Origin of the sequence: Rhizobium alarense, from assembly GCF_021555155.1 — a bacterium.
Taxonomy (GTDB): Bacteria; Pseudomonadota; Alphaproteobacteria; order Rhizobiales; family Rhizobiaceae; genus Rhizobium_D; species Rhizobium_D alarense.
In genome coordinates this window covers 33,194-44,245 of the sequence record NZ_JAKGBU010000042.1, presented here as the reverse complement: position 1 = coordinate 44,245, position 11,052 = coordinate 33,194, and the positions used below count along the sequence as shown (strand labels likewise).

General features: G+C 67.6%; 12 protein-coding genes. 4 read left to right on the top strand and 8 right to left on the bottom strand.

Going from position 1 to position 11,052, the window contains the following annotated elements:
- The 3 genes from LXM94_RS14440 to LXM94_RS14430 all read right to left on the bottom strand — a co-directional run.
- The coding region (locus LXM94_RS14440; RefSeq protein ID WP_235772169.1) for a xanthine dehydrogenase family protein molybdopterin-binding subunit at window positions 1-1,270 on the bottom strand (1,270 nt) is incomplete at its 3' end.
- The gene (locus LXM94_RS14435) at window positions 1,260-2,318 is read right to left on the bottom strand and encodes an FAD binding domain-containing protein (protein ID WP_235772168.1); all 1,059 of its coding nucleotides are present in this window, start codon (window positions 2,316-2,318) and stop codon (window positions 1,260-1,262) included. The genes LXM94_RS14435 and LXM94_RS14440, both read right to left, overlap by 11 nt.
- Complete coding sequence (locus tag LXM94_RS14430; protein WP_235772167.1) at window positions 2,315-2,812, bottom strand: (2Fe-2S)-binding protein; 498 nt, start codon at window positions 2,810-2,812, stop codon at window positions 2,315-2,317. The genes LXM94_RS14435 and LXM94_RS14430 overlap by 4 nt, the downstream gene beginning before the upstream one ends.
- A gap of 200 nt (window positions 2,813-3,012) precedes the next feature.
- On the opposite strand from LXM94_RS14430, the gene LXM94_RS14425 reads away from it, so the two are divergent.
- Entirely contained in the window at window positions 3,013-3,591 is a 579-nt protein-coding gene (locus tag LXM94_RS14425; protein ID WP_235772166.1) for a TetR/AcrR family transcriptional regulator, read from the top strand.
- A gap of 155 nt (window positions 3,592-3,746) precedes the next feature.
- On the opposite strand, the gene pcaF is transcribed toward LXM94_RS14425, so the two are convergent.
- From pcaF to LXM94_RS14410, 3 genes are read right to left on the bottom strand one after another with little or no spacing between them, the layout of a single operon-like run.
- Window positions 3,747-4,952: a 3-oxoadipyl-CoA thiolase gene (gene pcaF / locus LXM94_RS14420; protein ID WP_235772165.1), complete on the bottom strand. Its 1,206-nt coding sequence runs from the start codon at window positions 4,950-4,952 to the stop codon at window positions 3,747-3,749.
- 10 nt (window positions 4,953-4,962) lie between these two features.
- Window positions 4,963-5,667 (bottom strand): CoA transferase subunit B, encoded by a 705-nt coding sequence (locus tag LXM94_RS14415; RefSeq protein WP_235772164.1) that lies wholly within the window; start codon window positions 5,665-5,667, stop codon window positions 4,963-4,965.
- Entirely contained in the window at window positions 5,664-6,371 is a 708-nt protein-coding gene (locus LXM94_RS14410) for a 3-oxoacid CoA-transferase subunit A (RefSeq protein ID WP_235772163.1), read from the bottom strand. Before LXM94_RS14410 ends, LXM94_RS14415 begins: the two co-directional genes overlap by 4 nt.
- A 362-nt stretch (window positions 6,372-6,733) precedes the next feature.
- Between LXM94_RS14410 and LXM94_RS14405 the strand changes: the two genes are divergently transcribed.
- Together LXM94_RS14405 and LXM94_RS14400 are read left to right on the top strand one after the other, a co-directional pair.
- Window positions 6,734-7,489: an IclR family transcriptional regulator gene (locus LXM94_RS14405; protein WP_235772162.1), complete on the top strand. Its 756-nt coding sequence runs from the start codon at window positions 6,734-6,736 to the stop codon at window positions 7,487-7,489.
- Between the two features lie 64 nt (window positions 7,490-7,553).
- Window positions 7,554-8,213 carry a sulfite oxidase-like oxidoreductase gene (locus tag LXM94_RS14400; RefSeq protein ID WP_235772161.1) on the top strand — a complete coding sequence of 220 codons (660 nt, stop codon included), beginning with the start codon at window positions 7,554-7,556 and terminating at the stop codon, window positions 8,211-8,213.
- Here LXM94_RS14400 and LXM94_RS14395 read toward each other — a convergent pair.
- Window positions 8,198-9,094 (bottom strand): helix-turn-helix domain-containing protein, encoded by an 897-nt coding sequence (locus LXM94_RS14395; RefSeq protein ID WP_235772160.1) that lies wholly within the window; start codon window positions 9,092-9,094, stop codon window positions 8,198-8,200. The two genes, LXM94_RS14400 and LXM94_RS14395, sit on opposite strands and share 16 nt — an antisense overlap.
- 114 nt (window positions 9,095-9,208) lie before the next feature.
- Between LXM94_RS14395 and pobA the strand changes: the two genes are divergently transcribed.
- Window positions 9,209-10,381 (top strand): 4-hydroxybenzoate 3-monooxygenase, encoded by a 1,173-nt coding sequence (gene pobA, locus LXM94_RS14390; protein WP_235772159.1) that lies wholly within the window; start codon window positions 9,209-9,211, stop codon window positions 10,379-10,381.
- Here the strand turns inward: pobA and LXM94_RS14385 are convergent.
- Window positions 10,320-11,042, bottom strand: a complete 723-nt coding sequence (locus LXM94_RS14385) for a 3-keto-5-aminohexanoate cleavage protein (protein ID WP_235772158.1) — start codon at window positions 11,040-11,042, stop codon at window positions 10,320-10,322. The two genes, pobA and LXM94_RS14385, sit on opposite strands and share 62 nt — an antisense overlap.
- Window positions 11,043-11,052 lie beyond the last annotated feature (10 nt).

Genomic DNA, 11,052 nt, shown 5'->3' with positions numbered 1-11,052 from the left:
GCGGACGGCTCGCCCAGCCGAAACGCTTCGCGCCTTCCTCGTAGCATTCGCGCAGCGCCTTGGAGGAATAGGGCTTGCCGGAACCGGGTTCGGTTTCGGCATAGTTTGCCAGGCGGAAGGCGAGCGGATCGAGGCCGCAGGCTTCCGCCGCCTCGTCCATCGCCACTTCGAGCGCTGCCGATCCGCTTGCCTCGCCGGGCGCGCGCATCGGCCCGGGCGTGCCGATATCAAGCCTCAGCCCCTTGTGCTCGGCAAGGATCGCCGGGCTCGCATAGAGCGGCAGCGAAGCATTGGCGGCAGGCTCGATAAACGCGTCGAAGGTGGAGGTGGAGGCAATCGTGCGATGATGCAGCGCCGTCAGTCGTCCCTCCGTGTCCATGCCAAGGCGGAGCGTCTGCCAGGTGCGGCCGCGATGGCCCACGGGGCCGTACATCTGGCTGCGGGTCAGAACGAGCTTGACCGGCCGTTTCAGCATGCGGGCGGCGAGGATCGCCAGGATCTGCGGGCCGTTGAGGATCGCCTTCGAACCGAAGCCGCCGCCGAGGAAGGGCGAGCGGATCGTGACGTTTTCGGGCGGTATGCCGAAATAGGCGGCATAGGAGGCGCAGCTCAGCGCCAGCGCCTGGTTCGGCATGTCGAGCATCACCCGGTCGCCGTCCCACGCTGCGACGACGGCGTGCGGCTCCATCGCATTGTGATATTGCGGCGGTGTGGTGTACTCGGCTTCCACGACACGCGCAGCACCCGCCAGGCCCGCCTCGACGTCGCCATAGGCGGTGCGCGGCGGAGCACCGACGCCGATGCTCTCGGGATCATACTGTTCGCCCGTATCGACATCGGTGCGGGCGCTCTCGATCTCGTAGCGCGGGTCGAGAAGGGCGGCGCCCTCGGTGGCCGCCTCCAGCGTCTCGGCGATCACCAGCGCGATCGGCTGGTTGGCGTAGCGCACGCCGGAGTCCTGCAGCACCTCGACGCGGAAGCCGAAGGGCGGCATCTTCTCATCCGGATCATGGGCGAGCGGCGGACGGTTTTCCGGCGTCAGCACCTCGACGACGCCGGGATGGGCCTTTGCTGCGGCGACATCGAGCGACGTCACGCGGCCACGGGCGATCCTGCTCACGGCGGTGACGGCATAGAGCATGCCGGCGGGATGGTTGTCGGCCGCATAGGTGGCACGGCCGGTGACCTTGAGCAGGCCGTCGCGACGGGTCAGCGGCCGGCCGGTGTTCGAGCCGTAGCGGGCGGTCATGGGGGTTGCTTCAGGCGACATGTTGCGTTTCCGGATGTGTCGAGAAGGGCGAGGCCGGCAGTGCGGGCATGACGGCCGGCGTTCCCTCCGATGCAAGGGTCAGCGCGCGCACGACGATGCGGCGCGCCAGTTCGATCTTGAAGGTGTTGTCGCCGGACGGCCTGGCCTCGCCGAGCGCGATCCCGGCCGCCTTCGCGAAGTTTTCCGCGGTCGGCGCGGTGCCGGCAAGCGCGGCTTCCGCAGCCTTGGCACGCCAGGGCTTCGGCGCGACAGCGCCGAGGGCGAGACGCGCCTCGCGGATCACGCCATCCTCGATCCGGAGGGCGGCCGCGGCCGAAACGACGGCGAAGGCATAGGACATGCGCTCGCGCAGTTTCAGGTAACGTGCGTTTGCGGCGAAGCTTGCCGCTTCGGCCGGCAGACGAAGTCCGACGATCAGGTCGCCGGGCGCAAGTGCCGTTTCCTTTTCGGGCGTGTCGCCGGGAAGATTGTGCAGGTCTTCGAGCAGAACCTCCCGGCGTCCGTCCGGCCCCTCCACCTCGACCACGGCGTCCAGCGCCACCAGAGGCACGCAGAAATCGGAGGGATGGGTGGCGATGCAGTGTTCGCTCCAGCCCAGCACCGCCTGCAGCCGGTTCTCGCCGTGCAGCGCGTCGCAGCCGGATCCGGGCTGGCGGCGGTTGCAGGCGCTCGCCGTATCGTGGAAATAGGCACAGCGGGTGCGCTGCATCAGGTTGCCGCCGACGGTCGCCACGTTGCGAAGCTGGGCCGATGCGCCGGAAAGCAGGGCCTCGGCGACAGCCGGAAAGATTCGGGCGAAGCGCTGATCATAGGCAAGGTCCGCATTGCGGACCATGGCGCCGATGCGCAGGCCGCCGTCCGCCAGCCATTCGATGCCGTCGAGGCCGGGCAGCCGGGTGACGTCGACCAGCCGCTGTGGCCGGGACGCACCGATCTTCATCAGGTCGATGAGGTTGGTGCCGGCGGCGAGATAGGCCGCCCCCGGCTCGGCCGCGGCGGCAATGGCTTCCGCGATGGTTGCCGGGCGGACGAAATCGAAGCAGTTCATGCCGCATCCCTCCTCTTGTCCTCGGCGAGGGTTTTCTGCGCCTCGAGCACCGCCTCGGTGATGCCCTGATAGGCGCCGCATCGACAGAGATTGCCGCTCATCAGTTCGCGTACACGCTCCGGATCGTCGCCGGCCCGGCCCTCGGCAATCAGCCCGACGGCGCTCATGATCTGGCCCGGCGTGCAAAAACCGCACTGGAAGCCGTCGCATTCGATGAAGGCGGCCTGCACCGGGTGCAGCGACTGCCCGTTCGCCAGCCCCTCGATCGTGGTGACGTCGGCCCCGTGGAGGCTTGCGGCCAGTGAAAGACAGGAATTGATGCGCCGTCCATCGACGAGCACGGTGCAGGCGCCGCATTGGCCCCTGTCGCAGCCCTTTTTCGTTCCCGTAAGGTCGAGCCGCTCGCGCAGGAGGTCGAGCAGCGTCACCCGCGGGTCGTCCAGCGCGACTTCACGTGGCTCGCCATTGATGGTGAGGCTGATGGAGAGTGACATCGGGTACTCCATTCAGTGATAGTGGTGTATGGATCTGAACCGCCGGAGAGCGGCGGAACGTTTGGCATGGGGAAAGGGCGAAGCGCTTGATCCGTCGCCCGCGACCGGAAAGCAGTGAGAGGTTTCTCGCTTTGGCGGCGCAGGGACAATATACGGAGGCATCCTCCGTTTAGCAAGAGGGCAGGCCCGGTATTCGGCAGATGGAACAAGAGACCGGAAAATCAAGGCGCAAGTTGCGGGCGGATTCGATCCGCAATCGCGAGAGACTGCTCGAAGCGGCGACGACGGTGTTCAGCGCCGGCGGGCCGCAGGCGAGCCTCGAGGCCGTTGCCCGGCAGGCCGGCGTGGGCATCGGCACGCTCTATCGGCATTTTCCGACGCGCGAGGCTCTGTTCGATGCCGTCTACCGGCACGAGGTGGACCTGCTCGGGGATCTGGCCGAGCGGCTTGCCCGGGAAGAGGCGCCGGTGGAAGCACTGAAGACATGGCTTCAGGCGAATGTCCGGCTGGTGGCGACGAAGAAGGGGATGATCGAAGCGCTGCAGCTTGCCGCGCACGGCTCCTCGGAGCTGAAGGCCTATTCCTACGGCCGGATGATCGGGGCCATCCGCCTGCTTCTCGACCGGGCGGTCAAGGCCGGCCTGGTGCGTGACGATGTTCCGCCCGAGGACCTGCTGCGCACGCTCGTGGGTATTTACTACTCGCAGGGCAGCGGCGACTGGCAGCCGACGGCGCTGCGCATGGTCGACGTATTCGTCGACGGGCTGCGCAAGCGATGAGACGGCGGAGCGATGGCGCGCCTGACGGCCACGGCTTCATCCCCAATCGATAGAGACAAGCACGCCCGGCCACACCCGGCCACACCCGGCATGTGCCGACGCCGGCGGATCAGGGGTAGGGTCAACTCGCATTCGGCAGAGCCGTCCGCTGCGCCCTACACCCTTTCCAGTGCCACCGCGATGCCCTGGCCGACGCCGATGCACATCGTCGCGAGCGCCAGCCGCTTGCCGGCGAGTGACAGTTCCAGCACCGCCGTGCCGGCGATGCGGGCGCCGGACATGCCGAGCGGGTGGCCGAGCGCGATGGCGCCGCCGTTCGGATTGACGTGTGCCGCGTCATCGGCGATGCCGATGTCGCGGAGCGTCGCCAGGCCCTGGGAGGCAAAGGCTTCGTTGAGTTCGATCACATCGAAATCGGCCGGCGTGAGGCCGAGGCGGGCGCAGAGCTTCTTCGTCGCCGGCGCCGGGCCGAAGCCCATGATGCGCGGCGGCACGCCGGCGGTGGCGCCGCCGAGGATGCGGGCGATCGGCGTCAGGCCGTATGTCTTCGCCGCCGCTTCCGAAGCGATGATGAGGGCCGCCGCGCCGTCATTGACCCCGGAGGCATTGCCCGCCGTCACCGTGCCGCCGTCCTTCTTGAACGGCGTGCCGAGCTTTGCGAGCGCCTCCAGCGTCGTGGCGCGGGGATGCTCGTCCCTATCGACGACAATGGCGTCGCCCTTCCGCTGGGGAATGGTGACGGGTGTGATCTCCTTCGCCAGCCGGCCGTTCGCCTGCGCTTCCGCCGCCTTGGCCTGGCTGCGCACCGCAAAGGCGTCCTGATCCTCGCGCGACACCCCAAAATCCTCGGCGACGTTCTCGCCGGTCTCCGGCATGGAATCGACGCCGTACAGCTTCTTCATCAGCGGGTTGACGAAGCGCCAGCCGATGGTCGTGTCGTAGATCTCCGCATTGCGCGAGAAGGCGGTCTCGGCCTTGGGCAGGACGAAGGGCGCGCGGCTCATGCTTTCCACGCCGCCGGCGATCATCAGCTCGGCCTCGCCGGATTTTATGGCGCGCGCGGCGGCGATGACGGCGTCCATGCCGGAGCCGCAGAGCCGGTTGACCGTCGTGCCGGTGACCGAGACGGGAAGGCCGGCGAGCAACAGCGACATGCGCGCAACGTTGCGGTTGTCCTCGCCCGCCTGGTTGGCGCAGCCGAAGATGACGTCGTCGACGGCGTCCCAGTCGACCGAGCCGTTCCGCGCCATCAGCGCCTTCAACGGCACGGCGCCGAGGTCGTCGGCGCGCACCGAGGAGAGCGCGCCGCCGAAGCGGCCGATCGGCGTGCGGATATAGTCGCAGATGAAGGCTTCGGTCATGATCGTCTCCTCAAAGCGCCGGCACGACGAGATCGGCGACGGCGCCCTCGATGTGCAGCTTCGCGCCGGTCATCGCCTGCAGTTCGTCGAACGACATGCCGGCGAGCTTTTCGCGCAGCACGAAGCGGCCTTTGACGATGTCGACGACGGCATGGCTCGTATAGATGCGGGTGATGCAGCCGACGCCGGTCAGCGGGAAGGTGCAGCGTTCGACGAGCTTCGGCTCACCCTTCTTGGTGACATGCTCGGTGATGACGACGACCTGTTTTGCGCCATGCACGAGGTCCATCGCGCCGCCGACGGCGGGCACGCCCTTGGAGCCGACGCGCCAGTTGGCAAGGTCGCCGGTCTCGGCCACCTGGTAGGCGCCGAGGATCGCGACATCGAGATGGCCGCCGCGCACCATGGCGAAGCTGTCGGCGTGGTGGAAAAAGGCCGAGCCCGGCTTCAGCGTCACCGCCTTCTTGCCGGCATTGATGAGGTCCCAGTCCTCCTCACCTTCGGGCGGCGCCTCGCCGAAATCGAGGATGCCGTTTTCCGTGTGGAAGATCGCCTGCCGGCCTTCCGGCTGGTAGCGGGCGACCATCTCGGGAAAGCCGATGCCGAGGTTGACATAGGCGCCGTCGAAAATATCCTGCGCCGCGCGCCAGGCGATCTGGGCGTTGGTAAGCTTGATGTCCTCGCGGGTGTCGATCGTGTTTGTATCGGCGGTCATGCGTAGGCCACTCCTGCGCGGATGAGGGCTTCTTCCTGCTGCGGGTTCGCAACCGCGACGACGTGGTCGACGAAGATGCCGGGGGTGACGACCTGTTCGGGATCGATACCGCCAAGCGGCACGATCTCGGAGACCTGCGCAAGGGTCGTGGTGGCGGCCATGCACATCAGCGGATTGAAGTTGCGGCCGGCCTTGTTGTAGGTGAGGTTGCCGTGGACGTCGCCGAGATGCGCCTTGACGATGGCGAAATCGGCCTTCAGCCAGCGCTCCTGCACATACATGCGCCCGTCGAACTCGGCGGTCGGCTTGCCCTCGGCCAGCTCCGTGCCATAGCTCGTCGGGGTGTAGAAGGCCGGGATGCCGGCGCCGCCGGCGCGGATGCGCTCGGCGAGCGTGCCCTGCGGCACCAGTTCCAGCTCGATCTCGCCGGCGAGATAGCGGTCGGTGAAGGCGCGCGGATCGGAAGAGCGCGGGAAGGAGCAGATCATCTTCTTCACCATGCCCGCGTCGATCATCGCGGCGATGCCGATGCGGCCGTTGCCGGCATTGTTGTTGATGACGGTGAGGTTCTTCGGCCCCTTGTCGATCAGCGCGTGGATGAGCTCGATCGGCGCGCCGGATCCGCCGAAGCCGCCGATCATCACCGTCGCCCCGTCGCCGATCCCGGCCACCGCCTCGGCGAGGCCTGCTACAGTCTTGTCCATGAAGGTCTCCCTCGGCGCGCCGACACGCCCGGCAGGCTCGCCCTTGGGCAGCATAGGTAAATCGCAACGGGACAAGCGGCAACGCATTTTGTGCGATAATTGACATTTGTTCATATATCGCACAAAATGCGTTGAAGTTGAAAAGTCCCCCTCTGGCCTGCCGGCCATCTCCCCCACAGAAACGGGTGTGAACGTCAGGGTTGGCGACCAAGCGTGGATCTTTGTTGTAGGCGCTCCCTTGTGCTGACGGCGATGCGCGCAAAAGGCTGTTGGGCTGGCACCGGCGGCGCAACGGGTTAGCCCCTCCCCCTTGTGGGGAGGGATTGGGGAGGGGACTTCGGCAAAAGGGGAAAGGAAACCGCATGCGGGAAACGGATTTCATCGGCGGGTTTGCCAAGGGTCTGAAGGTCATCGAGGCCTTCGGGGAGACGCAGCCGCGGCTGACCATTTCGGACGTTGCCCGCGACACCGGGCTCGACCGGGCGACGGCGCGGCGCTGTCTGCTGACGCTGGCGGAGCTCGGCTATGCACGCTACGACGGCAAGTTCTTCGAGCTGACGCCGCGGATTTTGAGGCTCGGCCACGCCTATCTTTCGGCGACCCCGCTGCCGCGCCTCGTGCAGCCCTTCCTCGACCGCCTGTCGGAAGAGGTCGGGCAGAGCGCATCCGCCTCCGTGCTCGACGGCACGGAGATCGTTTATGTGGCCCGCGCCGCGCAGAAGCGGGTGATGTCGATCAATCTGACGGCGGGCTCGCGGCTGCCGGCCTATTGCGCCTCGATGGGGCGGGTGCTGCTCGCGGCACTGCCGGAGACGGAGGCGCGCGCAATCCTGGCCGCCTCGGACCTCAAGGCCAACACGTCCTTCACCAAGACGGACCCGGACGTGCTGATGGCCGAGTTCGCCCGCATCCGGCGGGAAGGCCATGCGGTGATCGACCAGGAACTGGAGATCGGGCTCTGCTCGATCGCTGTGCCGCTGGAAAACGCGCGCGGCCGGGTGGTGGCGGCGCTCAATATCGGCGCACCGGCCGCCCATGCGCCGGCCGTCGACATGCCGGAACGGTATCTCCCGGCGATGCGCGCCGTTCAGGCGGCGCTGCGGCCGTTGCTGGCCTGAGGGCGCGGCCTTGACAGTGGCCGGGAGCCAGCCCCACCTTTCGCGCTGCAGCAGGAGACCCGCCATGAGCGACGAACAGCCGTCCGACAGCAAGCTGACCCGCACCAAACGCCAATGGGCGGACCAGGGAAAGTTCCTGACCGGCCGCGTGACGCGCCCCGAGACCGACCGCCTGCCGCCCGGCCAGCATCTCGTGACGAACTGGCCGGTGCTCGATCTCGGGCAGCAGCCGGTGATCCGCCGCGAGACCTGGCGGCTCGATGTGAAGGGTGGCGCGGAAAATCCCATCTCGCTCGACTGGAAGGGCTTCCTCGACCTGCCGCAGAGCGAGAAGTGCTCCGACATCCACTGCGTCACCACCTGGTCACGCTACGACAACCGTTGGCACGGCGTTTCGACGCGCGACCTGCTCGACGTCGTGATGCCGCGGGCCGACGCGGCCTTCGTCCTGCTGACGAGCTATGACGGCTACACGACCAACCTGCCGCTGGTCGATTTCGCGGCGGAGGACGCGATCCTTGCCACCCATTGGGACGGCCAGCCGATCACCGCCGAGCACGGCGGCCCGATGCGTCTCGTCGTGCCGCATCTCTATTTCTGGAAGAGCGCCAAGTGGCTGAACCGCATCGACTTCCTGCCCGGCGACCAGGCGGGCTTCTGGGAGCGCAACGGCTATCACATGCGCGGCGACCCCTGGGCCGAGGAGCGTTATTCCGGCGACTGAGCGGCAAGCCGCGCCCGCTCGGCGAGCCGGAAGGCGCGCGGCGTGACCCCTGTCTCGCGCAGGAAATAGCGCGAGAAATAGGCGGGATCGGCAAAGCCGAGCCTGAGGCCGATCTCCTGGGCCGGCGCCTCGGTGAAAACGAGGTCCCGCTTCGCCTCCTCGACCAGCCTGCGGCCGATATAGGCATGCGCCGTCAGCCCCGTCGCGGCCTTGACAATGCGGTTGAGATGGGTCGGCGACAGGCCGAGTTCGGCGGCATAGAAGCCCGCCGGCTTCTGCGCCCGGACATGCTGCCGGATCAGCCCGTCGAGCCGCTCCAGGCGGCGCACGGCGTCACTTTCCATCGCCGCCCGGCCGTCGCGACGCCACAGCCGCGCGGTAAGCGTCACTGCGGAAACGAGATAGGCCTCCATGAGGTCCGTGCCGCCGCGCCGCCGGGCGTTCCACTCGCCGGCGAGCCGCTCCAGCGTCGCGGCGATGAAGGCCCCGTCCGGTTCGTCGGTGGGCAGCGGCGTGACCCGCGGCTCCGCGAGGAAGCCGCCGAAACGGCCGGCGGCGGCGCCCGAAAGGCCGAGATGCGCGGCGAGCATGGTGAAGACATAACCGTCGACGTCGCGCGAGAAGCGGAAGCCATGACCGGCCGCCGCCGGCACCGTGACGACCGCGGGCGGCACCAGAGCCAGCCGCCGCTCGCCGAACAGCGCATCGCCCGATCCGCTCGAAATGTACAGGATCTGGAAGAAGCTCTCGTGCCGGTGCAGCCCGATCTCCCAGCGATGAAGGCTGCTTCGCGCGGGGATCGTCTCGCAGTGCAACCAGAATTCCGGCGCATTGCCGGCCTTCTCGCCATAGAGATCGTAGGTGGGAACGCGTCTCGCCATTTTGGTCCATCCTCCGGTGATGTTCGATATGTGCAATTTTGTGGCGGATCTGTCCATTGTCCGCCGGCGGCCTTCTCCCGAGAATTTGTGAAAACGCAAGCGCGGGAGGACATCATGCGCACCAAGGTCGCCGTCATCGGCTCGGGCCCGTCGGGGCTGCTGCTCGGCCAGCTTCTGGCCGATGCCGGCATCGACAATGTCATCCTCGACCGGACGAGCCGCGCGCACATCCTCGGCCGGGTGCGGGCCGGCGTGCTGGAGGAAGGCACGGTCGGGCTGATGGACAGGGCCGGCGTCGGCGCCCGCATGCATGCCGAGGGCCTGCCGCATGACGGCTTCTCGCTCGCCTTTGACGGCCGCGACCACCGCATCGACCTCTTCGGCCTGACCGGCGGCAAGCGCGTCATGGTCTACGGCCAGACGGAGCTGACCCGCGACCTGATCGAGCGGCGCGAGCGGGACGGGACACCGACGGTCTACGAGGCGGCGAACGTGACGCCGCACGCCTTCGACGGGTCGTCGCCCCATGTCACCTACGAGAAGGACGGCGCGGCACACCGGATCGACTGCGATTTCATCGCCGGCTGCGACGGCTTTCACGGGGCGAGCCGCAAGGCCGTGCCGAACGCGGCGATCCGCAGGTTCGAAAAGGTCTATCCCTTCGGCTGGCTCGGCATCCTCGCCGACGTGCCGCCGGTCAGCCACGAGCTGGTCTACGCCAACCATCCGCGCGGCTTCGCGCTCTGTTCGATGCGCTCCGAGACGCGCAGCCGCTACTACGTGCAGTGCGCGCTCGACGAGACGATCGAGGCCTGGTCCGACGACCGCTTCTGGGACGAGATCCGCCGCCGCCTGCCGGCCCATCACGCCGAGGCGATGGTCACCGGGCCGAGCTTCGAGAAATCGATCGCGCCGCTGCGCTCCTTCGTCGCCGAGCCGATGCGCTTCGGCCGGCTGTTCCTCGTCGGCGACGCCGCCCATATCGTGCCGCCGACCGGCGCCAAGGGCCTCAACCTCGCGGCCAGCGACGTGCACTATCTCTTCGAGGGGCTCCTCGAACACTACCAGGACCGCTCGAACGGCGGCATCGACGCCTATTCGGCGAGAGCGCTCGCCCGCGTCTGGAAGGCGGTGCGCTTCTCCTGGTGGATGACGACGATGCTGCATCGTTTCCCGGACACCGGCGACTTCGACCAGAAGATCCAGGAGGCGGAGCTCGACTACCTCACCCATTCCCGCGCGGCGGAAACGGCACTCGCGGAAAATTATGTGGGGCTGCCTTACTGAGCGGCTTGGCCACGGACCTCTCGGAAAACCTCGAGCGCGGCGCCGACCAGCGCCGCTCGACGGCAAGGCGCACGAAGTGCCAGACCGTTTCATCCATGCCGTGCGCCAGGATCGGACGCCGGATGCCGGAGCGGTCAAGGACATCGGCTATCGCGCCTGTTACATGCATGGCCTCCTCGATCGACTGTTCGCCGATCTCGATCAGAATGCGCAGCACCGGACGGCCGCGATCAAGGGCGACGAAGCGCTCCGCATCCGCCACGGACGCAAGTCCGGCCTCGATGCCGATGCCGCGCGCGGTCAGTCGCTCCATCACCTGCGGGGCCGCCGCTTCCGAGAGATTGACCGAGGCATAGTCGGGACGTTCGGTCCAACCATCGATCGCCGCAAGTGTCCTGTCGTCGTCGGCTTCGATCCACGCACCGGTGGAAACGCCGATCTGCGTACCCGGACAGCGCCGGCGGCAGGCAAGGATCGTCTCGTCAAAGGCGGTCGGCGAGAGGCTCTCGTGCTTTTCCGTATCACGGACATGGAGGTGAATCTCCGCTGCACCCGCCGCGACGCAGTCCGCGGCGTCGGCCGCCATGGCATACGGCGTCAACGGGAGTGCTGCGTGATAGTCCGGGCTGCGGGCGCCGTTGATACAGGCCTGTACGATCATGGCTTCGCTC

Excerpts from the sequence above, each read along its gene's own strand:
- LXM94_RS14395 (WP_235772160.1), bottom strand. The coding sequence starts at position 9,094 with ATGGCGAGACGCGTTCCCACCTACGATCTCTATGGCGAGAAGGCCGGC.
- LXM94_RS14400 (WP_235772161.1), top strand. The coding sequence starts at position 7,554 with ATGAGCGACGAACAGCCGTCCGACAGCAAGCTGACCCGCACCAAACGC.
- LXM94_RS14430 (WP_235772167.1), bottom strand. The coding sequence starts at position 2,812 with ATGTCACTCTCCATCAGCCTCACCATCAATGGCGAGCCACGTGAAGTC.
- LXM94_RS14405 (WP_235772162.1), top strand. The coding sequence starts at position 6,734 with ATGCGGGAAACGGATTTCATCGGCGGGTTTGCCAAGGGTCTGAAGGTC.
- LXM94_RS14435 (WP_235772168.1), bottom strand. The coding sequence starts at position 2,318 with ATGAACTGCTTCGATTTCGTCCGCCCGGCAACCATCGCGGAAGCCATT.
- pobA (WP_235772159.1), top strand. The coding sequence starts at position 9,209 with ATGCGCACCAAGGTCGCCGTCATCGGCTCGGGCCCGTCGGGGCTGCTG.
- LXM94_RS14425 (WP_235772166.1), top strand. The coding sequence starts at position 3,013 with ATGGAACAAGAGACCGGAAAATCAAGGCGCAAGTTGCGGGCGGATTCG.
- LXM94_RS14385 (WP_235772158.1), bottom strand. The coding sequence starts at position 11,042 with ATGATCGTACAGGCCTGTATCAACGGCGCCCGCAGCCCGGACTATCAC.
- LXM94_RS14415 (WP_235772164.1), bottom strand. The coding sequence starts at position 5,667 with ATGACCGCCGATACAAACACGATCGACACCCGCGAGGACATCAAGCTT.
- LXM94_RS14410 (WP_235772163.1), bottom strand. The coding sequence starts at position 6,371 with ATGGACAAGACTGTAGCAGGCCTCGCCGAGGCGGTGGCCGGGATCGGC.
- pcaF (WP_235772165.1), bottom strand. The coding sequence starts at position 4,952 with ATGACCGAAGCCTTCATCTGCGACTATATCCGCACGCCGATCGGCCGC.